22 protein-coding genes are annotated in these 23,519 nt (G+C 39.3%); 7 read left to right on the top strand and 15 right to left on the bottom strand.

Annotated elements, in window-relative coordinates; all coding sequences use genetic code 11:
* Nucleotides 1–16: 16 nt before the first annotated feature.
* Complete coding sequence (locus tag SporoP33_RS04335) at nucleotides 17–694, bottom strand: hypothetical protein (protein ID WP_081242594.1); 678 nt, start codon at nucleotides 692–694, stop codon at nucleotides 17–19.
* Between the two features lie 266 nt (nucleotides 695–960).
* Complete coding sequence (locus SporoP33_RS04340; protein ID WP_155961395.1) at nucleotides 961–2,367, bottom strand: MATE family efflux transporter; 1,407 nt, start codon at nucleotides 2,365–2,367, stop codon at nucleotides 961–963.
* Nucleotides 2,368–3,076: 709 nt separating this feature from the next.
* Here SporoP33_RS04340 and SporoP33_RS04345 point away from each other — a divergent pair.
* Entirely contained in the window at nucleotides 3,077–3,700 is a 624-nt protein-coding gene (locus SporoP33_RS04345) for a nitrite/sulfite reductase domain-containing protein (RefSeq protein ID WP_081242595.1), read from the top strand.
* A 428-nt stretch (nucleotides 3,701–4,128) separates the two neighbouring features.
* Here SporoP33_RS04345 and SporoP33_RS04350 read toward each other — a convergent pair whose 3' ends face one another.
* Together SporoP33_RS04350 and SporoP33_RS04355 are read right to left on the bottom strand one after the other, a co-directional pair.
* Nucleotides 4,129–4,707: a peroxiredoxin family protein gene (locus SporoP33_RS04350; protein WP_081242596.1), complete on the bottom strand. Its 579-nt coding sequence runs from the start codon at nucleotides 4,705–4,707 to the stop codon at nucleotides 4,129–4,131.
* Between the two features lie 23 nt (nucleotides 4,708–4,730).
* The gene (locus SporoP33_RS04355; protein ID WP_081242597.1) at nucleotides 4,731–5,627 is read right to left on the bottom strand and encodes a plastocyanin/azurin family copper-binding protein; all 897 of its coding nucleotides are present in this window, start codon (nucleotides 5,625–5,627) and stop codon (nucleotides 4,731–4,733) included.
* Nucleotides 5,628–5,812: 185 nt separating this feature from the next.
* On the opposite strand from SporoP33_RS04355, the gene SporoP33_RS04360 reads away from it, so the two are divergent.
* Both SporoP33_RS04360 and SporoP33_RS04365 read left to right on the top strand, forming a co-directional pair.
* Complete coding sequence (locus tag SporoP33_RS04360; RefSeq protein WP_196796851.1) at nucleotides 5,813–7,894, top strand: heavy metal translocating P-type ATPase; 2,082 nt, start codon at nucleotides 5,813–5,815, stop codon at nucleotides 7,892–7,894.
* A 154-nt stretch (nucleotides 7,895–8,048) separates the two neighbouring features.
* Nucleotides 8,049–8,432 (top strand): DUF302 domain-containing protein, encoded by a 384-nt coding sequence (locus SporoP33_RS04365; protein ID WP_081242599.1) that lies wholly within the window; start codon nucleotides 8,049–8,051, stop codon nucleotides 8,430–8,432.
* Nucleotides 8,433–8,514: 82 nt separating this feature from the next.
* On the opposite strand, the gene lgt is transcribed toward SporoP33_RS04365, so the two are convergent.
* The 8 genes from lgt to SporoP33_RS04405 are packed head-to-tail and all read right to left on the bottom strand — an operon-like array spanning nucleotide 8,515 to nucleotide 16,718.
* Nucleotides 8,515–9,321, bottom strand: a complete 807-nt coding sequence (gene lgt / locus SporoP33_RS04370) for a prolipoprotein diacylglyceryl transferase (protein WP_081242600.1) — start codon at nucleotides 9,319–9,321, stop codon at nucleotides 8,515–8,517.
* Between the two features lie 38 nt (nucleotides 9,322–9,359).
* Nucleotides 9,360–10,544: a c-type cytochrome biogenesis protein CcsB gene (ccsB, locus tag SporoP33_RS04375; RefSeq protein ID WP_081242601.1), complete on the bottom strand. Its 1,185-nt coding sequence runs from the start codon at nucleotides 10,542–10,544 to the stop codon at nucleotides 9,360–9,362.
* A complete protein-coding gene (locus tag SporoP33_RS04380; RefSeq protein ID WP_081242602.1) occupies nucleotides 10,544–12,193 on the bottom strand; it encodes a cytochrome c biogenesis protein ResB in 1,650 nt (549 codons plus the stop codon). Before SporoP33_RS04380 ends, ccsB begins: the two co-directional genes overlap by 1 nt.
* A 35-nt stretch (nucleotides 12,194–12,228) precedes the next feature.
* Entirely contained in the window at nucleotides 12,229–12,939 is a 711-nt protein-coding gene (locus SporoP33_RS04385; protein ID WP_081242603.1) for a cytochrome c biogenesis protein CcdA, read from the bottom strand.
* 35 nt (nucleotides 12,940–12,974) lie between these two features.
* On the bottom strand, nucleotides 12,975–13,709 hold the full coding sequence (locus SporoP33_RS04390; RefSeq protein WP_081242604.1) for an urease accessory protein UreH domain-containing protein: 735 nt from the start codon (nucleotides 13,707–13,709) through the stop codon (nucleotides 12,975–12,977).
* A 20-nt stretch (nucleotides 13,710–13,729) separates the two neighbouring features.
* Nucleotides 13,730–14,644, bottom strand: coding sequence for a F510_1955 family glycosylhydrolase (locus tag SporoP33_RS04395; protein ID WP_081244749.1), 915 nt, complete (start codon nucleotides 14,642–14,644; stop codon nucleotides 13,730–13,732).
* Between the two features lie 14 nt (nucleotides 14,645–14,658).
* On the bottom strand, nucleotides 14,659–15,336 hold the full coding sequence (locus SporoP33_RS04400; RefSeq protein ID WP_081242605.1) for a response regulator transcription factor: 678 nt from the start codon (nucleotides 15,334–15,336) through the stop codon (nucleotides 14,659–14,661).
* 20 nt (nucleotides 15,337–15,356) lie between these two features.
* A complete protein-coding gene (locus SporoP33_RS04405) occupies nucleotides 15,357–16,718 on the bottom strand; it encodes a HAMP domain-containing sensor histidine kinase (RefSeq protein WP_081242606.1) in 1,362 nt (453 codons plus the stop codon).
* Nucleotides 16,719–16,926: 208 nt separating this feature from the next.
* On the opposite strand from SporoP33_RS04405, the gene resA reads away from it, so the two are divergent.
* Nucleotides 16,927–17,463, top strand: coding sequence for a thiol-disulfide oxidoreductase ResA (gene resA / locus SporoP33_RS04410; RefSeq protein ID WP_081242607.1), 537 nt, complete (start codon nucleotides 16,927–16,929; stop codon nucleotides 17,461–17,463).
* A gap of 276 nt (nucleotides 17,464–17,739) precedes the next feature.
* Here resA and SporoP33_RS04420 read toward each other — a convergent pair whose 3' ends face one another.
* The 3 genes from SporoP33_RS04420 to SporoP33_RS04430 all read right to left on the bottom strand — a co-directional run bounded on the left by SporoP33_RS04420 (nucleotide 17,740) and on the right by SporoP33_RS04430 (nucleotide 20,657).
* On the bottom strand, nucleotides 17,740–18,312 hold the full coding sequence (locus tag SporoP33_RS04420; RefSeq protein ID WP_081242609.1) for a hypothetical protein: 573 nt from the start codon (nucleotides 18,310–18,312) through the stop codon (nucleotides 17,740–17,742).
* Between the two features lie 143 nt (nucleotides 18,313–18,455).
* Entirely contained in the window at nucleotides 18,456–19,652 is a 1,197-nt protein-coding gene (locus tag SporoP33_RS04425) for a hypothetical protein (protein WP_081242610.1), read from the bottom strand.
* Nucleotides 19,653–19,763: 111 nt separating this feature from the next.
* On the bottom strand, nucleotides 19,764–20,657 hold the full coding sequence (locus SporoP33_RS04430) for an AbiJ-NTD4 domain-containing protein (protein WP_081242611.1): 894 nt from the start codon (nucleotides 20,655–20,657) through the stop codon (nucleotides 19,764–19,766).
* 584 nt (nucleotides 20,658–21,241) lie between these two features.
* Here SporoP33_RS04430 and SporoP33_RS15935 point away from each other — a divergent pair.
* From SporoP33_RS15935 to SporoP33_RS04440, 3 genes are all read left to right on the top strand, one after another.
* The gene (locus SporoP33_RS15935) at nucleotides 21,242–21,406 is read left to right on the top strand and encodes a hypothetical protein (RefSeq protein WP_155961307.1); all 165 of its coding nucleotides are present in this window, start codon (nucleotides 21,242–21,244) and stop codon (nucleotides 21,404–21,406) included.
* Nucleotides 21,407–21,673: 267 nt separating this feature from the next.
* On the top strand, nucleotides 21,674–22,963 hold the full coding sequence (locus tag SporoP33_RS04435) for an FtsK/SpoIIIE domain-containing protein (protein ID WP_196796852.1): 1,290 nt from the start codon (nucleotides 21,674–21,676) through the stop codon (nucleotides 22,961–22,963).
* A 4-nt stretch (nucleotides 22,964–22,967) separates the two neighbouring features.
* Complete coding sequence (locus SporoP33_RS04440) at nucleotides 22,968–23,507, top strand: replication-relaxation family protein (protein WP_231293329.1); 540 nt, start codon at nucleotides 22,968–22,970, stop codon at nucleotides 23,505–23,507.
* Nucleotides 23,508–23,519: the final 12 nt, after the last annotated feature.

Here is a 23,519-nt window from a genome sequence, read left to right on the forward strand (position 1 = left end):
TAAACCTCAAAAGCATTTATTTTACCTCGATGACATATGAATAAACAGATACCTTGCCATTAAATTGGAACTCTGCCCATAACTTGTACTTGCCGGCTTCCGTTATGACTGCATCAAATTGTGTTTCATTATCTGATGCTGGATGTACATGAATAAATTTTTCGGCATTTTCATCTAAAATTACGACATGGTCTAAAGCCCCTAAGTATGGTTCCGGCACTTCGCCTTTCGTATCGAATTGCAAAATGATGACCTGACCCGCTTCAAACGTAGTAGCGTTTATCTCAACCGAACGGCCATCTACTGTTTGTGTTCGTTCTTGATCAACAGCTAAATCATTTGAAGTGTGGCCAAGCTGATGAGCGTGTCCAACATGAAGATTGATTGGCGAGACCGCGTAGGATAGATTTTTTGGTGCGATATCTACAAATACTTTGTATTCGTTATCCGATAGCTCTTTTCGCAACGTATAGATGCCACCACCATGTTTTTCAGGATGACCATGGTAATACTCTTGTAGATCAGCTCTTATAATAATTAAGTGCATCTCTTTTTCATGGGAGATTCCTAATTCAGGTACGTTGCCTTCATTGTCTTTCAATTCGATTGTAATAACGCCATCTTCGTACGAGACACTTGTTGTCAATTCACTTTCTCCAGTAACTGCGTGGTGATGTTCAGTGTGATGATCCATCTGAAATTCCTCCCTCTTAAATGTTAATGAATCAACGGTTTGACCCGCTGTCTTAGCGCCTAAAATATTTTTTGACACAACGTTAAACCATATTTATTTGATACTTGAATCTTCAAACAGACAAGGACACGCTACGTGGTAATCGTTAGATAATACTAGCCGAGGTGATGATGCTATATACGATGCGCATGGATCTCCACATAACCTCGTTTTTGTTTTTATCCTTTGTGCTAGACAAAAACGGCAATGGATCTGTATGCATATGGCTAATAATTGTTTGCACAGCACGACATGTTTTCCTTTGTTGTTTGAGGGTGACAATGTGATTCGGGTTCTGGCGCTTTTTCAATAGCTATCCACTTTCCGCGCTTGAATTGGATTATCATCACTATTGCACGGAATGCGATATCGGTTCCTATCGCTATCCATACTCCCGCAAGCCCCCAGCCAAGTTTGATTCCAAGGAAATAAACAAGTACAGTCCTCACGGCCCACATCCCAAGACCGGTTAGATACATTGGAATTTTCGTGTTATTTGCACCCTGAAATGCACCTGTTAGCACCAATAGAACTGCTAAAAATGGCTGGAATATACCCGAGATTTTCAAAGCAATGCCTATATCTCCAATTACTTGCTGGTCTTCTGTGAAAAAACTACCAGCCCAATCGCCAAGGAAGAAAAGCGTGGCACCGAGAATGGTCATTGCACCCACTGCGATATAAGTTGATAATTTTGCATAATGCTTAGCTTCTTCAAAGTTACCCCCACCGATTTGCTGACCAACCAAGATTGTTGCAGCAGTAGCAAACCCATAGCCAATCATGTAGGAAAATATCTCTACATTGCCTGCAATTTGGTGGGCCGCAAAGGCATTTGTTCCAAGGGCAACGACAAAACCGAAGTAGACAATCTGCCCGGCACGCATAATAAGCCTTTCGCCAGCAGCAGGGGTGCCAAGTGTTGTAAGTTCAATCAAATGAGTCTTATCCAGACTCCAGTAATCTCTTCGGAAGGCAAGTGTTTTAACCCGGTTAACATAGTAGAATAATGCAATGCTGCCAATCAATCGTGCGATAACCGTTGCTAATGCTGCCCCTACAATACCCATCTCAGGTATGAATAAAAATCCAAAAATAAGAACATAATCCAAAACTGCATTGACAATGTTGATTACAATACTGATTTTCATTGGTGTTTTAGTATCCCCGACCCCACGTAAAATCGCACTTAATACAAACATGAAACTCATAAGAATCGAAGGGATTCCCACAATTCTAAAATAAAGGGAACCTGCCTCAAGAACCTCAGCATCTATCCCCATCAATTTCAATAGTGGTTCAGCAAAAAACAATGTAAGGATTCCCATTAATATACCGAATACCGCTGCAAGAACGATGGATTGCTGCGATATATGCCTGACTTTCTCTAGTTGTTTCGCACCAAGATAGTTTGTAATCCTGACGTTGGCTGCTACCCCAATCGCCATAAATAGAGCAAAATATATGGCTAATACTGCATTGGTTACTCCAACAGCCGTAACTTCAACCAAGCCAATTTTTGACACAAAGTATGTATCTACAAAGCCGACAAATGTCTGAAAGAAATTTTCGATAACTGCAGGAATTGCCAGCACCATAATAATTTTTATGCGCCCTTTGTTTGTTTCCGGCATGTTAATTTTTTCATTTATGCGATTCAACTTCTGACCCCCTTTGAAAGTGGAAACTACGCTAGATGTAATCATTCCTAGATTAGATGCTGTGCGACAAAACATATTGCCTCTTAGCCTAAAATCTACACAGTTGTAGAGCGATCTCTTAAGGAGCAGGCCATGTTCATCGATCAGGTTTTAGAATTATCAGGACGAGTCCTCCTTTGTTGATAAATTAGGTGTCAATTCATCAGATTTGGCATCCCGCGCCATACCAAAAGGGCTATTTCTGTTAAAGTCCCCAAAAAAGCTTCCAATAGTAATGATCTTTTATTTCGATCACGTTTATAACTCCCAGAACACAACCTTATATACAACATAGGGGTATAAGGTTTACAAAAAATACATACCCATCATTCCGCTTCGTTAATCTTTTACAGAAGTAAAAATGAGTTGTTCACATCATAATATACATCCGTGTAGTATATAAAATATCTGATTCCATACAAAAATATCAGTGACCGAAGCAGTATTGCTGCCATAGACTGACTGTCTTAATGGTGATGATGGCTTCCCAACGCTTCGGGTTTCACTCAGCATGAAATTGGATCGTCGTTCAGATGAGCAGACCATTTTGATCTTCATTATTAAATCTACTTCTTGCATACCCTTCCCAGGTATTGTAACATTTAAACGTCAGAACTTTTAAAGGAAGGTGTGTTATATCAACATGCAAACTGAGAAAAAAGTAAAATTAGCGGTCAATGGCGGGATTTCTTTCGGTGCTAAGTTAAATGCTAAACAATTATTGGTCCTTGCTGACATTTTGGGAGATCAAGAGTTGGAGTTAACGACATTTCAACAATTATATATTGAAGTATTAGAACGTGACGTTGACCTTATTCAAATGAAATTTAGCGAGGTCGGAATATCGTGCTATCGGGTCGGAAATTATGTAAAAAGCTTGCGCCATTGCAATTTTTGCAAAGGGGCAGAGGAAGAAGGCATGCCTGTCGCAATCGAGCTGAATAACCGTATTGCGGGAAGGCCTGTTCCTTTTACACTTCGACCTGCCTATACCGGCTGCCCAATTGGATGCGGAGAACCACTCGTCAATGACATTGGTGTCATCAAATCACGGAATGGATATGACTTGTATATCGGTGGGAATGCAAAAGGTGCTTACGCGAAAACAGGCGCACTTTTTCTAGAGCAGGTGCAACCAGAGGAGTTATACAGCGCCGTCGATAAAGTGATTGACTTCTATGTGGAAAATGGTAAGAAGAGAGAGCCATTTTACAAATTCGTAAATCGTTTCGGGGTAGAACGTATTAAACAAGAAATTGCTCTTTAAAAGAGTATGCAAATGATCAATTACCCTTTTCCATATTTGACTTCAACTAATAAATTTTTGGCATGAGATTGATAATCCCGTTTTGATGAATAATCAAGACGGGGTTTACCTATTTCCAAAAGAGACACCAAAAACTTGACAAACCTTATACCAAATAAATCCCTTTATGTTGGATAAACGTTTGTAATAGAGCCCTTTGAAGCTATCTCCAGCTTTTTTTCAACCCCACACTAGATTCTTCATTATCCTGAGATGTGGGTAATATAGCTTTTCAAACACATTATGTAACAACAAAAATAGGAACATCAATCCGTATGCGAATTGTGTCCCAAAATGCTGTTTTATTTAATGTTTTTCTCCTTGTCATCCGAATTTCTTAAGGAAAATTAGGCGTTTTGATTAAAAAGAGTATCACATTCAATGGCTACTTATTTAACACTTAATTTCTTAACAAGTTCGTTTATCATCTCCTCATTCATTGGCCCCATGATCTTTTGATTGATTAACCCATCTTTGTCAATTATATAAGTGTTTGGAATCGTTATTATATTATACATGTCCATTACTTTCCCGTCATTATCTAACAGAATAGGGAAGGTTAAACCATACTCATCGACAAACTTCTTAATACCGCTGCTCCCTCCTCTCTCTTCCGACGTCATATTGACTGCGATGATTTCCACATTTGCAGTACCCTTATTCCTTTCATAATACTTTTGCATATACGGCATCTCAACCTTACATGGCCCGCACCATGATGCCCAAAAATTAAGGATAACTATTTTTCCTTTATAATCCGTCAACTTTACTTTATCCCCCGAAAGCGTAGTCAATTCGAAATTCGGTGGTACATTTCCTTTTTCAAGTCCGGACTCTATTCCTGATTCTTCATACCCAGTTTGAACTAAATTGTTTTGTTCATTTATCGCTGTATCAGACTTCACGATCCTAACAATCAATCCACTGATAATTAATATTGCTATTAGAATACCTACAGCCCTTTTCACTGCATTCCTCCTTCTTGTTCCATTCAGCTCACAATAAATTGGCCAACCATCCCTAATTCTTTATGTCCTGGAATTGTACAATAAAATTCATAAACCCCTGATTCAGTTATGGTAAATGAAAGTGTCTCCGTGCTTTCAGGTGTAGCATGTAGATGTAGCATGTTTTTATTCTCCCCATGATTATGTAGAGATTCACTTATCAATTTAATAGCGGTACTACGGATTTCGATATCATGTTCAATGTCGTCCATGTTTTTAAGCGTTAATGTAATTGGTATGTCTTTCTCTACGACAACTAGACTTTTGGAGTACTTCATATTGGCGGTTTCCAATACAACTGTTTGCCCTTTCCTTTGATGGCTTTCAGCCGGCTTAGTCTGCCCCGATTTTTGATCCTCAAATCTTTCTGCAATTGAATCTCCACCTATAACTATAAGGACTGTAAAAGCGGCCAGCGTCAGCGGCTTTAACATCCATTTTTTTGTACTTACCTTTGAGTCTTTTGCAGTTTTTAAAATTGGAATAATAAACAGCGTGCTGACGGATAAAAGCAAGAAAATTTGAATAAGATTGATTGACTGGTCTACACGAATCATCTCTCCAACCATCGCCCCCATCATGCCACCCATTAACCCAGCCATAAATCCCTCTACTACAGAAAGAGTTCCAAAACACACTCCACATAACGAGCCCGCTAAAACACCAATGGCCATTGAAAGGATTGTTGAAAGGAATAAGTCGCCTTGATAAGTTACACCTAATAGGACACCCGCAGTCAAACCTACATTCATACCATAGAACATTGAAATGATCATTCCATGCATTATCCCTAGCTTTTTTTTCAGTATCGCAGCCGATATGACGACTATGAATGTTAACAAACCGAGAGAACTTAGTACAAAAAATTGATAATCCCCCATTGATCCTCCACCCCAATTGTAAAATTATGGTTGTTTATATATCATTACGCCGGCAATATACCTTATAAGGGTATGCATTAAAACCACTCAAAATGATTAATGTGCAGTTAGAATTTTCGCGTGGCAAGTATTGCATAATCCTTGCATATTTATTGGGTATAATTAACACATACTGAAAATTAGACATGAAAGGAGGTAATGATGTGTCGAATCACTCACATCATCACCACAAACCGGAAAAACATTCTGCATCAGAGCATCACCATGTTCAACATGACCATCATTCCCATGAAGAACATCAAGGGCATCACGGGCATCACGATCACCACGCACATATGGTAGAAGATTTCAAAAGACGTTTCTATATTTCGCTCATTGTCACAATCCCTATCTTAATTTTGTCGCCAATGATTCAAATGTTTTTAAACGTCGACTGGCGTTTTACAGGGGATATGTATATTCTTTTCGCGCTATCCTCTTTCGTATTTTTTTATGGTGGTTGGCCATTTCTTGTTGGAGCTAAGGACGAGTTAAAAAGTAGAAACCCTGGAATGATGACATTAATTACTTTGGCGATTACGGTTGCCTATGTTTATAGTACAGCGGCAGTTTTCGGCTATGCAGAAAATGATTTTTTCTGGGAACTTGCTACTTTAGTCGACATTATGCTACTTGGCCATTGGATTGAAATGCGTTCTGTCATGGGGGCTTCAAAGGCATTGGAAGAGTTAGCAAAACTGATGCCTTCAGAAGCACACCTAATCGATGCCGATGGAAATATTAAAGAGGTTGATGTAACTGAATTGAAACAAGGGGATCATGTACTCGTCAAGCCTGGTGAGAAGGTACCGGTTGACGGAACGATACTTGAAGGTAAATCGACTATTGATGAGTCGATGCTTACGGGTGAATCGGTTCCTGTGGAAAAAGAAGCTGGATTAGAGGCGATTGGTGGATCGATTAATGGGGAAGGCTCCTTAGTTATCTCAGTCATGAAAACCGGAAGTGAGACGTATCTTTCACAAGTAATCACCTTAGTGAAGGAAGCACAAGAATCAAAATCGCGCGCACAGGACCTTGCCAACCGTGCTGCGAAGTGGTTGTTTTACGGTGCACTCGCTGCTGGACTGATTACGTTCATAATTTGGATTTCACTAGGATATTCCGTTTCATTTGCCATGGAAAGAATGGTGACGGTTTTAATCATCGCTTGTCCGCATGCTTTAGGGTTGGCAGCTCCATTGGTTGTAGCAGTTTCAACATCGATTGCAGCAAAAAATGGACTTCTCATCCGAAATCGGGCCGCTTTTGAAGGTGCTCGAAATATTGAAGCCATCGTTTTCGATAAAACCGGCACACTAACAAAAGGTGAATTCGGTGTAACGAACATCTTTACATTTGGGGACTTTAGTGAAGAAAATGTCATTTCTTATGCAGCTGCAGTAGAAGCACAATCCCAACACCCCCTTGCGAAAGGTGTAACTAGGAAAGCAGAAGAGATGAATCTCCCTCTTCAACGGGTGGAAAATTTTCAATCGTTGACCGGAAAAGGGTTGGAAGGGACAGTAGATGGAAAACACGTTATGGTCGTCAGTCCTGGGTATGTGAGAGAGTTGAACCTTACATTCGATAAAGTGCAATTTGATCAGTGGTCTTCGGAAGGAAAAACAGTGGTTTTCACGCTGATTGACAAAAAACTTGCCGGGATAATTGCACTTGCGGATATCGTCCGCGAAACTGCTATAGACGCAGTCAATCAGTTAAAAGAAATGAATGTAAAATCAATCATGCTTACGGGTGATAATGAAAAGGTAGCGCATTATGTAGGTGCGCAACTCGGAATGGAGGAAATTTTTGCTGAGGTTCTTCCACACCAGAAATCCGAAAAGATAGAGCATATCCAACAAGTTGAGCATCTTCGAGCTGCAATGACTGGAGATGGCGTAAACGACGCACCCGCTCTTGCCAAAGCGGATCTAGGCATTGCTGTAGGCGCAGGTACTGATGTAGCCATTGAAACCGCCGATGTTGTTCTTGTGAAAAGCAATCCGCTTGATGTTGTCAATATTATTAAACTTTCAAGGGCTACCTACCGTAAGATGACACAAAACTTGTGGTGGGCTGCTGGCTATAATATTGCCGCAATTCCATTAGCAGCTGGTGTTTTATACCCTATCGGCATTGTTCTAAGCCCAGCAGTCGGTGCAATTTTAATGTCATTAAGTACAGTTATCGTTGCGATAAACGCCCGTCTATTGAAACTATAATGGATAAGAATGACAGGACTGCTTATAAGCATTTAATATCTAGAATCGTTGTAGACCGTTGTGTCTACTTTAGGATGATACAAGAAGATTCAGTTTAGATTTGATTCAAAAGGGTAGCCTACAAATGAATTGCTTATATGGAGGTGACAGGTATATGTTTGATTATACTGTTAAGACGTCAAAAAGTTTGGATGACGCTGTTAGAGCTGTGGAGGACAGTTTGCGAGAGGACAACTTCGGAGTTCTGTGGAAACTTGATTTAACTGCCAAGTTAAAAGAAAAAGGGATGGATTTTGAGACACTATATACGGTATTAGAAGTATGTAATCCTAAAGAAGCACAACGCGTACTTTCTGAAAATTTGCTCGTCGGATATTTTCTACCATGTAAGATTGTCGTTTATGAGGACAAGGGAACAACAAAAATCGGTCTGCCAAAACCAACATCTTTAATCCAGATGATCCAAAATGATGAAATTCAGGCAATGGCCGAAGACATTGAACGTAGGCTGATTTCATCAATTGATAAGGCAATTTAGATTCAGAATAAATTTGGTTTTAAAAGATGCCCATTCGATTTTTCGAATGGGCATCAATTTATTTACTATAGTGGTTCACTCGTTAATCATTATAATTCATATCAATTTTCTGGACATAACGTCTACTGATAAACAAGACCAGCCCAACTACAATGGCAACAACAGACACAAGTTGTGCCGCCCGAAGCTCATCTATGACATATAAACTATCCGTCCGCATCCCTTCGATATAAAAACGTCCGACGGAATACCAAACGACATAAAATAAGAACATTTCGCCACGCTTCAAGTTCACTTTACGCAATAGGATAATGATGATCAAACCAACAATGTTCCAAGATGATTCGTAAAGAAATGTTGGATAATAGGTTACGCCTTCAATGGTCATTTGATTGATGATCCAATCCGGAATAATTGTCATTTCGCGGAATCTCTCCGAAACGGGTCCTCCATGTGCTTCCTGATTAATGAAATTACCCCACCGTCCTATAATTTGGCCAATCAAAAGACCCGGTGCAGCAATATCCGCAGTTTTCCAGAAAGAGATTCCTCTATGTTTTGTATAAACGTACGTAGTTATCAAAGCACCAATTAAGGCACCATGAATAGCAATGCCGCCTTCCCAAATTTGAATGATTTGTCCAAGGTTTTCTTTATAATGCTCCCAAGAAAAAATCACATAATATATTCTGGCACTAATAATCGAAATTGGAACAGCCCAAATCAGTAGATCGGTAAGAAAATCAGAATGCATCCCTCGCCTTACCATCTCCTTTTGAACGACAACGTATGCGAGGACGATACCAAGTGTAATCAAAATTCCATACCAACGTATATCTATTGGTCCTAATGAAAACGCAACTGGGTTTATAGCAAGTAAATTAACCATACATCAACCTCCCGTCTCATTATTTGATTCTTTATTGCTTATGCGTACGAGTGCAAGCCCGCGATAATTAAGTTAACCGCAATTAAATTGAACATAATGATAATGAATCCGATGACCGCAAGCCAAGCAGATTTCTCACCTTCCCATCCTCGGGAGAGCCTTAGATGCAAATAGGCAGCATAGAATAACCACGTAATGAGCGCCCATACCTCTTTCGGATCCCATCCCCAAAATCTGGACCATGCTTCATGGGCCCATATCATTGCGAAAACAAGGGCGCCTAGTGTAAATACAGGGAATCCAATCAAGACGGATCTGTAGCCTATTTCGTCCATGGTTTGGGAATTCGCTTTTTTTGCGAACGGCTGGAACAATGTTGCAATCGGACGACGTAAAATAAGTCTAAGTAATAAATAAAGGACTATCCCTGTTGCCACTGACCAGACGAATGTTGTAAGGGTCTTCGCATTGACGATTGCCGGCATTTCGGCTAGCGGCGTCATCTTGTCGGGAGAAAGCGATTCATACTCATTCATCCCAAATAATGGCGGATACTGATAAACAATTCGAGCTGGTTGTTCATTTTTATTAATATACGTGAATTCTGCTTCATACCCCATTATCGCAAAAGTCGAAGATGACAAGATGAACCCTACGACAAGCATGAGAGTGAACATTACTGACTCCAACCAAAAACGTTGTTTGGATCTTTTTGTGAGGTCAACGTTTTTCAATAGAAAGACGAGACCGGCAACCGCACTAATTGCGAGGATAGCCTCACCAATTGCCGCCGTTATAACGTGAATCGTCAACCAGTATGTTTGCAACGCTGGAATTAATGGCGAAAGCTCCCTCGGGAACATACTCGCGTACCCGATCATCACTACTGCCAACGGTAACGCAAACAATCCAAGTGATGGTGTTCGGTAAAGGAAAAATAGTAAGATGAACGCGCCAACAACCATCATTGCAAATGCGGTAATAAATTCAAACATATTACTAACGGGCGCATGAGCAGAAGCGATCCACCGCGTAATGAAATAACCTAGATGGGTAATGAATCCAACTATCGTTATACCGATCGCAATTTTTCCCCATCGATTATTTTCATAGGACTCTTGCGTTTTCGCACCTTTTACCGCCCCACCAAAGAACAGCGTAGCGACAAGATACGCGATGAATGAAATGAACAGTAAGTTACCACTTAAAGATGCTAATTGCATTAGTACTTGTCCCCCTTCATTTCTTCTTTATCAAACTCATTGTTTTGCCTATCTTCATATTGTGGTAAGTCAGCGTAGTCTTTCACTTTATCGAGCTCCTTTTTTAAGCCGAACCAGTTTTTATTCGTATGGCCCGCAAGGAAAAGTTCATTTCCTTCACCTTTTTGAATCCATACTCTCCGATGGTTCCAATAGGAGCCTTGGGCAACGCCAATCATGAAAATAATACCCCCTAGGAGCAGTATATAAAGTGTTTTGTCTTTCCGCACTACGAGGCCTGTAATATCCCGTGTTTCGGCGCTAACAAAATTCACTTTATAATCATTCACCTCTGTCTCGAGCGTCTGACGGATAGCCACAAAACTAATTTCACCTTCCGGGTTGGAAGGGGTTACCATTTTAAATATGAATGCTGGATTGTTTGGGATCGGTGATTTAGTCACCGGTTCTCCGTCTTCAATCCCACCATAATCCGGATAGAATTCTTTTAGTTCAACAGTCGTTCCCTCGTTCAATTCATATAAACGCTCTGGATTGAGAAGATCAACCGTAAATTCGCCAAATGACTTATCTGTTTTCTTTTCAGTCAACTGGAATGTCATCGATTTTAATTCATCTAGCCGGTAGTCCATCTGGTATACATTGAACCCCTCAAAGCTAAGTGGTTTATTAACAACAATGGAGTAATCTTTTACAAATTCCATCTTATCTGACTGACCTGGTAGACCGCCTTCCGCATCCTTATATAAGGTTACGTCTGATTGGTAATTTTTCACGATTGTCCCAACGCGATCTATCGCTTGACCAAATGTAGCGTCTTCTTCCTTGGAATAAGTCTCTATAATAAACTTATTGTTCTTCAAGTAATATCCTGGTACGCCTGGGATGGCACGTGTCTCACCATCGCGTAGCCAAATCTGTTCATCGACATAAAAACCAGGCAGGGTTCGTAATAGAACGGCAAATAGGAAGATGATCAATCCTGTATGATTGACATAAGGACCCCATCTGGAAAACCGGCCTTTCTCCGCCAGTAGCGCTCCCTCTTCTGTCTTAACATTGTAACGAAGCTCTTTAAGCTTTTCCTCTGCTTTTACAAGTGAACTATTTGAATCAGTTACTATCCCTTCAGCATAGATCCTTTGCTTCTTCAAAAAGGAAGTATGCCGTTTCGTGCGTTGCTTTTTCAATGATTTGTAGAGTGGAAAAACTCTGTCAACACTCGCAATGATGATAGAAGTACCAAGCATCCCAATCAGTGTGATGAACCACCAGCTATTGTACATATCATAAAATCCAAGTTTGTAATAAAGGGTTCCGGCAAAACCATAATGCTTTTCGTAATACTCAAAGATAGCAGACTCCGTCGTTGCCGGAACAAATAATTTCTGCGGAAAAATTGTACCTATTGTCGATGTCGCAAGGACGGCAATAATAATACTAATTCCTACCTTAACACTAGAAAAGAAATTCCATACTTTATCAACAATCGATCGTTTATATGTTTGTGATCTTCTTGCTGATCCTTCATACCGCATGTCGATCAGATTACTTTTTTTCGCTTCTTCAGTCTGAGGTCGTCCGCACTGCTCACAAAGAACTGTGCCAAATGGGTTGTCATGGCCGCATTGGCATTTTATTTTACTCATTTATCGATTACTCCTTAAAAGATTTTAATTTGATGTTAAAACCCCATGAAATCTCCAAAAAACGGACTCAACCACGCGATAATGAACGTCAATCCATCAAAGAACAGTAGAATCCCGAGTGCAATCATGATGTAACCTCCGACTTTTGTAATTGTTCGGCTATATTTTTGAATCCACTTAACACGTGTAATGAAAATGGAAAGTATGAAAAACGGAATTGCAAATCCAAGAACATAGGCAATCATATACCACACGCCTGAGCCCGGATTTTGGGATGCAAGCATGAAGACAGCCCCTGTAATCGGACCGGTACATGGCGTCCACCCTGCTGCAAACGCAAGTCCTATAAGCAATGTGCCAAAATAGCCAGCTGGGCGATTTTTAAAGTGAAGTTTTTTCTCCTTCATTAGGAATGCCGGTGTAAATAGACCGATAATCATCAACCCGAAAATAATGATGAAAATGGAACCAATTTGTCGCAGCAGATCTTGATATTGGATAAAGAAAGTCCCTACGAAAGACGAACTAAATCCGAGAAATATGAAAATGATTGAAAAACCTATTAAGAACAAAATCGTGTGTATCATACCGCTTTTTCTAACTTTCACTTTATCCGATTTTAATTCGTCCAATGACATGCCTGTGATATAAGAAATGAAAGCCGGATAAAGCGGTAATGTACAAGGTGATATGAAGTTAAGAAGACCCGCTCCGAATGCTAATAACAAATTCAGATCTGTGAACATATATGAACACTCCTTATATTGAAGAAAACAATTCCTTACATCCCCCAATAAGTGATTGTGTCAAACATTCCTATCAGCACCAGCAGAAACCCAGCTAATCGCTGAATGACCTTGCCAATTTTCACGCTCTTCCTCATGATTCGGCGGTCTGTCTCAAATAGCCATATAATCAGGAATAATAGGATGAGGGGAAATGACGTTGCAATTCCAAAAACAGCGGGGAGTACGAGACCATATGAGGTTGAGGAAACGAGTGGCATCAGCCAAACGAAAAACAAAACAAACATTGTTGGACAAAATGCAAGTGAAAAACTCGCGCCTAACAAAAAGGAGCCCAGTTTCCCTTCTCGCAATCGTACCGGTATATGTAAACTCAGACGATGAAAGACTCTCAGTTTCAATACTCCTAATAGTACAAGCCCAGTAAAAACAATCAGCGGACCGATCGCTTTACGGAAAAGCGGAAAATACTCCGTAATCTTGGATTCGAACGTTTGACCGAACCCCCATGCTAAAAGGCCAAATGTGGTGAAAACTACAACCTTTCCTGCAACAAAAGCAAAAATTTCGAGCCAGTCTGTTTTGAATTGAACAGTACGATTGCCGTATAGAGTGATGGCACTCATATTCCCTGTCAACTGACAAGGAGCAACAGCACCAACCACTCCTAACAGTAATGCGACCATAAGTGGGAAATCTGCATAAGAATTAATTAGGCCAGTTACAGGCTCCGTGATAATATTACTAATTTTCGACAAAAATCCATACATTGGAAATCACCGACCTTAATTCATTTTAGCAGCTCTCCATTTTTAGCAAGGGTTTCCCAATTTACTCCTTCGTCTGTTGTTCTATAAATGTCATTCGTAAATGTAGCAATTACAATTTCCTGCTGATTTTCTGGATTAATCGCGATAAAAATAATAGGCGCGATTTCATTTGGTAGTGGAATTTCCATTTCTATTTTTTCTTCAAACTGAAACGAGTTAAGCCTGACTATTTCATTATAATAACTTCCGTACAAACCACCTGTTTCAGTTAAAGTTACAAACGTTACCATTGCTGCATTAAATAGAACAAAACTTTCTCCATAATTTTGCGAAAGAAATAATCCGTCCTTACTTCCAATCGCAACCATTTTCTCCTGTGTAGGATGTACGGCTATATTTGAGATGAACTTGGAATCGAATCCTTTCATTGTAGCTTCCTTCCATGATTCTCCCTCATCGAGTGAATAATGAAGACCCGCCGGCATATCTTTTGTCGGCATTTCATTCAATGCATAAATGGCATTTGACTCATACCCGACCCCCATGTAATGAAAGTCAATTTCACCGTAAAACGCCAATTTTTTAAAGCTCGCACCACGGTCCGTACTTTTTACGAGTCCGAGTGGATTTTTAAGTTTGGAGCCTGTCTCAGGATGGCCGCTTGAAAAGAATCCTTCACGGACCGCTTGGAAACCCATATAATCGTGCTTTTCGCTATTAGCCTCTTTCCAGCCATCTTCACCATAGGCATAGAGCCCTTCATGAGTTGAAATGACCACTTCAGGACCACCATTTATATACCCGAGGCCATGTAGATGATCAATTTTACTGTTTTCCAAATCCCCAAATGCAAAGGAATTATCCTTAGTCGCATTGCATGCGGACAAAATTGTGATTATGCCCGCCATGCCAATATATTTTGCGATTTTTTTCATCACTTTCATCTCCTTCAGTTCCATTTATAACCGATTCCCCAGACCGTTAATAGGAAGTCATTAATCGGAAAACCCGCAACTTTGAGTTTCTCCCTTAAATTCCGGATATGCGAGTCGACCGTTCGGATATCTGTGAATGTGTTATAGTCCCATGCTGTGCGTAAAAGTTGTTCACGTGTAAATGTCCTTTTCGGGTGAGTGATTAATGCCTCAGTAATATAAAACTCCTTCAAGGTCAGCTGTACTTCCGAGTTTTTATAATGTAATGAATAAGAGTCCCGATTCAACATGAAATCTCCATACACCGTATTGCTGTTCCCTGCGATTTCACTTGAAGTGCGTCGTAGTAGTGCATTCACTCTCGCCACTAGTTCCCTCTCATCAAAAGGCTTCGTGATATAATCATCCGCCCCGAATTCTAGGCCTTTTACAATGTCCGCTTTGTCTGTCCTTGCTGTTAGCATAATTACCGGAATGGTCGAGAGCTCCCGTATTTTCTTGCACACGTCCCAACCATCCATGTCGGGCATCATCACATCCAATAAAACAATATCGACCTTTTCTTCCTTTACGATTTCCAATCCTTTTTCGCCCGTATTTGCTTTTATACAGTTGAATCCATGGGGCTCCAAAAACAAGCCAAGTAAATCGAGCATTCTATGTTCGTCGTCTATGAGCAAAATCGTTTGCATTTGTTCAACTCCTTACCGATTTAAATCTTAATTGTAAATTCGCTACCTTTCCCGAACTCACTTTTCACTTCTATTGAACCCCCGTGTGCTTCTACCAATTCCTTCACTATGGCAAGTCCTAAACCGGATCCGCCAAATGTTCTGGAACGGGATTTTTCAACCCTGAAAAGTTTCTCGAAAATCATATCGATTTGTTCTTCCGGGATACCAATTCCTTCATCCGCAACTGTAATGACAGTTCGTTTTTGTTCTTTGGAAATTATAAACTTAACAGTCGTGTTTTCATTTGAATACTTTAATGCATTGTCCAAAAGATTCAGTACAACCTGTTCCAGTCTCACCGGATCTGCATGAATCTGAAAATCCTTGTTGGCTATCAAATCCAGATGTACATTCTTCAAAGCAAAAGAAGGTTGGACAAGTCGATAAATATCATCAGCGAATTTTCGGGATGAAAAATTCGACTTTGAAACTAAGAATGCCAACTCATCCATTTTTGCTAAATCCATTAAGTTTTTCACTAAGTCTTTCATTCGATTTGATTCTTCTGCAATAATCATTAGGTAATGATTTCTTTCTTCTTCAGATAATTCATGTCTCATAGCCACTTTCAAATAACCAATCAAATAGGTCAATGGAGTACTTAATTCATGAGAGATGGACGCAAGAAACTCATTTCGATCCTTTTTCATTCTTTCCAGATCATTAGCCAGCTTCCGAATCGCAATCGATAATTCGCCAAGCTCATCATTGCCTCCTGCTGGAAGGCTAACATCGAATTTCCCCTCGCTTAATTTCTCGGTCGCTTCCTTCATTCGAATCAATGGTCGAGTAAGAAATTTAGACAAAATAGAATAGATAATAAAGAGGATGATTATAATTGCTACTCCTGCCAAACCGAAGTGGAAATTTAGCTTGCGTACTAACTGTTCGATTGGTTCAGTGCTTTGAAACATCAATACATATCCCGAATTATTCTCGTCAACCTTGTATGGATGGGCACTTATGATATAAGGCGAATCTTCCCAATCCGGTTTTATTACTTGATCTTTTTGAACAGTTGGATTTTGTAAGAATGAGAGCGAAGGTAGCAGGGTTTCCAACTTTGCATCTGAACTCCGGATTATCTTACCGTTCTTTCCAGTAATGACAACCCCTCTATCCCCCTCAGATTCCATTAGTATAATATGAGTGACCGTTTCATCGGAATAATAGTCGATTAAGACGTTTCTATGGTTCGAACCAGTCGCTAATAAGCGGGAGTATTCTTCATCCACTCTTGTATGAATAATATTTTGGTGTAAATACATCATCAGAATTGTTTCAAGGACAAGGAAAGAAATGATAAAGTATGCAGCTAGTTTTTTTGAAATTTTATTCAAAGCAGTTCGTTCTCCTCTCCTCATGCAATTAGTATAGAAAATAATTGTCAAAAAGATATGCAGATGAAGGTATAATCACTGAGTTCACTTGAGTTATTGACTTCTTTGTGTCTGCACACTTTATTCAAAGTTCTTTAGTATAGTAATCATTATAAAGATATTTCAACATACGATCCGTTTTTGTAGAATTAGAAAGGAGCATTTATCATTGAGCAACAAGAAGAGGAATCGCTTTATTTTCAGGGTCATCACATTATCCCTTTTGGCAGCAGCCACTGTCTTTACAATATACACAGGTTTTGCAAAAGAGAAATTTGATGTGTTAAAGGTCGGAGATTATGCCCCTGACTTCGCGCTTGTTGATTTGGATGGAAAAGAACATCAGTTATCAGGGTATAAAGGACAAGGAGTCTTCCTAAACTTTTGGGGGACTTGGTGTGCACCGTGTAAAAAAGAAATGCCAGCGATGGGGCGACAATACGAGGTATATAAAGACCAAGGAGTTCAAATTTTAGCGGTCAATATTGCTGAATCGGATTTTAAAGTTCGTACATTCGCTGGACAATACGGAATGACCTTCCCTACTTTAATCGATAAGACGAAAAGTGTTATGCAAACTTATAATGTTAAACCGCTGCCTACGACTTTTCTTATCAATCCGGAAGGTAAAATTGTAAGGATTATTACAGGGGAAATGTCAGAAGAAGATATTAAAGGATATATGGAAGAGATTAAGCCGGGTTGAGTAACACTTGAGAATATAAATAAAAAGCAAAAACGTCATTTGAACTTGAGCAGTATAAGTAAGCCGTACATTATACCTGCAACGTTTTAAACAGAAGTTCGCTGGCACCAGCCCAGTTGAATTCTTTCTTCAAACAAGCCAATTTAGCTTTTAGGGGACACATTATCAATATTACTAAGTGTCCCCCTTTTTTCTTACTCACTTCACATAGCGCCCATAAGAGCCTTCCTGAATTTTTAGGTATAAAAAAAGCACCTTCACAGGCGAATTTAAAACTCAATAATTCCTTTGGCTGTTTCTAATAACCCTATTGTGATATTCCGGATCTTCCTCTTCAGCATCAAAGACGACAGTTCTATCTACATACGGTGCCAACCAAGTATAATCATGCCTAATATCTGTCCATGTCACGATAAATTTTTTCTTTATATTTTTCATGACCAAAATATCATTCAAGAAATCCTCTTTCAAATCATTTTTACTACTACAGAATGAATCCATTGGATAAATTATTGCAAAGTCTAATTGCTGGGCAGTATTACTCCATGTAGATCTTGTAAATAACGAATCGAAATAAATCCTCAATCCTTTTAAATTATACAATCTTCCTGATGTGAATTTCTGATTTAATTTAACTTTGTAGCCTGCATGATCAAGTTGCATAGCAATGTTTTGCATAGAATTTGATCGATATAGGCCCGTGTTAAATTCTTTAGATTCGGAAAGCAGTTTTAGGACCAATGAATGTTTTTCGTATTGATGTGTTCCTTTCAAAAGTATAACCTTCTCATCATTTGACTCAATAAACTCCATAATTTGTGCAACTGCATTCTTCCTGTTATTATTCATTTCTTCATCCCCCTTATGACAATATTCGGCAATGAGGGTGAAAATCCTTCACAAAATAACATCTTCGAAGAGATACCATCATTCGTGTTGCATAGTGCTCTGAAATATATCGTTTATTTAAAGTTTTAATGTCCGTCTACGTCTTAATCTAATTCACCAATATCATCAACAATATAGACAGTTTCCATTTCGCTGTCATTAAATTCCTCTATTAATTTATAGTGTGGCGTAATAATACTTGCCCCTTCCTTCTCTAAAAAACTATACATAATGAGTTTTAAATCCCGTTTATCCATTGAAGGCGATACGAATGACGGTAAAAGGCCAGCCTCAATAAGATTGTTTAAATGGTAAGGAACCATGCTTGATGAACTCTCTGGATTACCAAAAAAATCTTGTATCTTTTGAATGTCGTATCGATAAGAGTCAAACTTTTTTACACCGTAGTAATGAGGCGACGGATAGATGCTTAAATCAATGATTCTCATATTCTGTAGGTTCATATAAATTTCTCGAATGGATGGTTCTAATTTTGCGAGAAATCTACTGTACAAATTATCATCAGAAGAGAAGTCCATTGGTGCTGTGTAAAGGTCTAATAACTCCTTGATGTCATGTCTATATCCATAATCACCATAACGTTTTTCATTTTCCTCTTTTAATATATTAAGCTGTTCAAGTGGATCATCATTAGTTGGTATTACTTTTTTTGACCAACTATCATTGAATTCTAATTGCTGACTTTTGATTTCTTTAGTGATTTCATCAATATATTCATAACGTATTTTTGCATACTCTATTATCTCATTAAAGTATATAGTTAATTCTTTGTCGCTCTCCTCTGGATCGTTACTATAAAGATAAACACTAAAATCTCCCCTTCCATGACTGCTAGACCATGAAGCAAAGTATTTTTTATCAGAAATTACTCCATCATGACTATCTAAATTAACCGGATGAACACCGAATGCAGCCCTTATATGACTAAAATATTGGTCATCAGAAATGCTTTTTTTAAATACAGTCTTGTCGTTATATAATGGGTAATTCTTTTTATTGAAAAGTGCCCTGTATAATTGTTGGACTGCTTCTGTAAGTAAATCGATTGTACAAACGAATTGAAGCACGTTTAAGGATTTAACGTCATCATTCTTCTCTTGAAGATTGATGGAGGGTAAGCCATAAACAACTATATGCAGCCAATCCCTTGCTGAGAAAAGCACACTTATTTTCTTCTTCCCAGAAAAATTACTGTATTTATGTATTAAGAAGTCACTATGTTCATGAATAGCCTTTTTTAACCTCTCTAGGACAGTCGGATCTAAGAAACCGATTTTCAATATAACCACACTCCTTTTTTATCAATCCCCATTCAATATGAAAAGCGCTTTACTCCGAATTGAAGTAAAGCACTTTTAAGTTTCAAAAACAATAGGGTAAAATACCGCCTTTTAGTTTTCATTGTTAACTTTATCTAAACATAGATCAATTAATGCTATCATCCGATAGAATAAATAATCCACTTGTTTCAAAGAACCAATTTGTATTTTATTCGCTTCAAAATGTCGGATTTGATATTTATTTCCGATATCGGTCAGGCTTTTGAATTCACTATCCAGTATTAGATTAAAATCTGCTGTTCCGGCAGCTATATTTGTAACTAACGTTTGAGCCGACGACTTTTTATCGTTAGGATCATAGAACGTTTTTATTCTTTCAAATGCATCCCAAATCTTTTCAAGTGCGATTTGACGGTTAATTTCTTGTGGCTTGCGGATATTTTCTATTGCTAAGTTTAACAATTCATTTAAACGGTCATCTTTTGATTTTATGTTTAGATTCTCCAGAACTGCGTCTAGTTGGGTAGGTAAACGACGCTTGACCATACCATCGCTATCTAAATAGAAAGAGACTCCATTTCTTGAGAATATTTGATTTACTTCCGACCTAAACTTTTCTTTTTCATTTTCTGTGGTTTGAAAAGAAATATGATAATGCTTGAAGTAGCTGTGATAATCATCTTCGCTTATATCCACAATTTTTGAATAGCAGAATTCAATGAAGTCCAGTAATGCATACTTATCGATATCCTCTTCATCGTCCCACTTTACGTTGATCGGAATTTCTATATTTGGTATTTGTGCTTTTATCGCCGCATTTAAAAGTTGAACATCCGTACCGCATATCAAGTTATTATCGGGACAATTCTCTGAATAATCGTATGAAAAGTTTTTCTCAAATCGTTTATAAATACCGACTAAACCATTATAAACGGAAGTTGTTATTTCCTCAGATTTTAATTCCTTTGCACCAAGTTCTCTGTCACTAAAGTATGTATGTGTCATGTTTTTCCCCCTTATAAGGTATTTGTCTGTAAACAGTATCTCCCCTTTAATATTAACAGATTATACCATGAAAAAGCGAGACCAATGGATGGCTCACTATTTATCCTCATCATTTTTCTCTTTACAATTAATATGTATTATGTACTGTACTAAACTCATTTTACTAAATTGATTTATCAGATCATATCTAACCATAACAAACTCAGTTCAATTAAATTTTTTAAGTATATTCCTGCCAAAAATAAAATAAAGTATATCTTTGCCAGTACGGCAAAGATATACTTAAAGTCACATGTTCAATGAAACTCCATGATATTTAACTATGGAGACGGTGGGAGTCTACTAATACGTTTAGCATATTCTTAAATATAGCGGATAATCAGGCTTTAACAGCGATTTATCTATTGTGAATTAATTTGTTTTTAGCTATTTCTAAACGTTTTTTATGCCGTTTTTTATGCCAGTTATAAAAGGGGAGCTGCCACGGCTCTTCTTTTTTTATTTCACAGGAATCATTTCTGAACGCGCTGCATAGGTTATAGAAAGTTAGAAATTTTATTAAGAAGTTGGAAGGAGGATAACCGATGACAGAAAGAAAAGTAGTGCAGATCGCAGCTAAACTTCACCCGGAATTCGATGCAGACCTAATCGTTTTGATTGAAAAAATACCCAAGCGCGACCGTAGTAGGACATACCGGGATGCCTTGCGTTTTTACTTCAAGCATCATCCAGAAGAAGACGAAAACTGACTTCCCGATGAACTGCCCGATCGGCACGATTTTCGGCGCGTCTTCCACACGCTAGTCTGTTCCTGATGCCATTCCTGTTTAATGTCCACCCCATCATGGCATCTGGACATTATAAAGCCTGCAGCCATCTGCAAAACGGGTTATTTTTGATTGCTCGATGTAAGCAACTCTATCTATAGATAGATAACCCCGTGGCGTTTACCTTAACGAAAGGATGATGATGTGTTATTTGAAATTCTGACGACCTCCATCATGGGAGGGATTGCAATGAAAGCGTTTCTGAAAAAGCAAGGTGCCGCATCGAACGAATCCGGCAAAATTCAGCGCATTATTTCCCTCTCCGGCCTCAATGTGAAGGACGGAAAAGACACATTGACTACCCAGCTGATCCGCAAGAAAAAACATGAATGGGGATGGGAATATAAATACAGAATTCCGCTTGGCAGAAGTTTTGAGGATTACTTAAACAAGCAACATGTTTTAGAGGATGGCTTAAATAACAGACGGCAGAAATTATCTCTGACCGATTTAAAGGGTCTGCAGTTCGATTCCGGAATCATCGACACTCTAAAAACATTATGGACGAATAAGTTGAGCGAAACAAAAGAAATCGAATTGTCTTTTGACGGTTTGCTAATCATTCGCGTGTACGATCAGCCGCTGCCTAAGCATATTGATTTTCAGCCGGGCGAAGGATGGAAGGTGCCTGTCGGTGTCACCAGGGAGCAAAACGCGTTCCGCTTTCATGATTTTGAGCAGATCCCCCACATCGTGCTAGGCGGTGCCACCCGCTACGGGAAATCAAACTTCATTAATAGTACGATTGCAAGTCTGCTCCACAGCCGACCAGACCACACTCACCTTTTTCTGATTGATTTAAAAGGCGGTGTGGAGTTATGCGACTACGAACACATTAAACAAACGGTATCTATCGCATACGAGCCGGAGGACGCGCTAGAAACGCTGCAGCTTGCTTATGATAAGATGCGTGAGATACAAATTAAAATGCGCTCGCTCGGTAAAAAGAATGTACAGGATGCAGGAATAAAAGATAGGTACTTTATTTTTATTGATGAAGTCGGTGAACTCAACCCTGCCGAAGCTGTCACAAAAGAAGAAAAGCAATTAAAACAATCGTGCCAGGCACTCATGAGCCAGATCGCCCGGCTCGGTGCAGGGTTAGGATTCCGGCAAATACTGGCCACACAGTACCCTACTGGCGATGTAATACCGCGCCAGTGTAAGCAGAACTCTGATGCAAAGTTATCGTTCCGTGTACAGTCTGCTGTGGCTTCTCGCGTGGTATTGGATAGCGAAGGCGCGGAATCTCTCCCGCAGATTAAAGGGAGGGCCATTTATCAGACAGCCGACAGAAAAGAAATATTGCAGACTCCCTTCATTAAATCAGATGTGATCCAGAATGCAATCGGTTCACATAAGAGAGAAACAGTTGTGGATGACAAAGAACCGTCTATCCGATTCATTCCGGCGAAAGGGGAGAAGTCTTATGCTAAACGAAAGGCAGGAGCAGATACTGTTACTTTTGAAGAAATTTGACTTTATGACGCGCGACCAACTCCGCTACACCTTTCAACTCGGGACAATACGGAATACCAATAGAATCCTCCACAGTCTATCAGACTACTTAATGAGCATTCGCGAAGGCTATCAGACCATCTACTATCTATCTGCGAAAGGCCGCGCGTATGTGGATTGTGAGAAGGTGCGAAAGAAAGGCGGCCACGTCCAGCATATTGTCATGAGAAATGAAATGTGGCTGTTTTCCAATCAGCCGAAAGAATGGAAGAACGAGGTGAAGGTATCAGACGGCAGCGCAACCGTGGTCACGGATGCTATGTTCACCGATTCATGGGATCGGAAAAACTTTCTGGAAGTGGACTCCACGCAAACGATGAAAGAGAATCGGAATAAAATTAAACGATACAAAGAGTTATTGGATAATGGATTAGTGGAGGAAAAGCTGGGTCACTTCCCCACCTTGGTTTGGCTAACTACTACCGAACACCGTAGGGATCAGCTGAAAAAAGAGTGCGCAGGGCTGCAAGCGGTCATGGTATTTACGATTGCCGATATAAAATAAAGGGGGAAACTA

Origin of the sequence: Sporosarcina sp. P33 (assembly GCF_002077155.1) — a bacterium.
Taxonomy (GTDB): domain Bacteria; phylum Bacillota; class Bacilli; order Bacillales_A; family Planococcaceae; genus Sporosarcina.

Coding starts and splice junctions, on each gene's coding strand:
- SporoP33_RS04360 (WP_196796851.1), top strand. CDS start 5,813: ATGAAAGGAGGTAATGATGTGTCGAATCACTCACATCATCACCACAAA.
- SporoP33_RS04395 (WP_081244749.1), bottom strand. CDS start 14,644: ATGAAAAAAATCGCAAAATATATTGGCATGGCGGGCATAATCACAATT.
- lgt (WP_081242600.1), bottom strand. CDS start 9,321: ATGGTTAATTTACTTGCTATAAACCCAGTTGCGTTTTCATTAGGACCA.
- SporoP33_RS04345 (WP_081242595.1), top strand. CDS start 3,077: ATGCAAACTGAGAAAAAAGTAAAATTAGCGGTCAATGGCGGGATTTCT.
- SporoP33_RS15935 (WP_155961307.1), top strand. CDS start 21,242: ATGACAGAAAGAAAAGTAGTGCAGATCGCAGCTAAACTTCACCCGGAA.
- SporoP33_RS04430 (WP_081242611.1), bottom strand. CDS start 20,657: ATGACACATACATACTTTAGTGACAGAGAACTTGGTGCAAAGGAATTA.
- SporoP33_RS04440 (WP_231293329.1), top strand. CDS start 22,968: ATGACGCGCGACCAACTCCGCTACACCTTTCAACTCGGGACAATACGG.
- SporoP33_RS04335 (WP_081242594.1), bottom strand. CDS start 694: ATGGATCATCACACTGAACATCACCACGCAGTTACTGGAGAAAGTGAA.
- SporoP33_RS04390 (WP_081242604.1), bottom strand. CDS start 13,709: ATGTATGGATTTTTGTCGAAAATTAGTAATATTATCACGGAGCCTGTA.
- SporoP33_RS04400 (WP_081242605.1), bottom strand. CDS start 15,336: ATGCAAACGATTTTGCTCATAGACGACGAACATAGAATGCTCGATTTA.
- ccsB (WP_081242601.1), bottom strand. CDS start 10,544: ATGCAATTAGCATCTTTAAGTGGTAACTTACTGTTCATTTCATTCATC.
- SporoP33_RS04355 (WP_081242597.1), bottom strand. CDS start 5,627: ATGGGGGATTATCAATTTTTTGTACTAAGTTCTCTCGGTTTGTTAACA.
- SporoP33_RS04365 (WP_081242599.1), top strand. CDS start 8,049: ATGTTTGATTATACTGTTAAGACGTCAAAAAGTTTGGATGACGCTGTT.
- SporoP33_RS04380 (WP_081242602.1), bottom strand. CDS start 12,193: ATGAGTAAAATAAAATGCCAATGCGGCCATGACAACCCATTTGGCACA.
- SporoP33_RS04420 (WP_081242609.1), bottom strand. CDS start 18,312: ATGAATAATAACAGGAAGAATGCAGTTGCACAAATTATGGAGTTTATT.
- SporoP33_RS04385 (WP_081242603.1), bottom strand. CDS start 12,939: ATGTTCACAGATCTGAATTTGTTATTAGCATTCGGAGCGGGTCTTCTT.
- SporoP33_RS04340 (WP_155961395.1), bottom strand. CDS start 2,367: ATGCCGGAAACAAACAAAGGGCGCATAAAAATTATTATGGTGCTGGCA.
- SporoP33_RS04435 (WP_196796852.1), top strand. CDS start 21,674: ATGAAAGCGTTTCTGAAAAAGCAAGGTGCCGCATCGAACGAATCCGGC.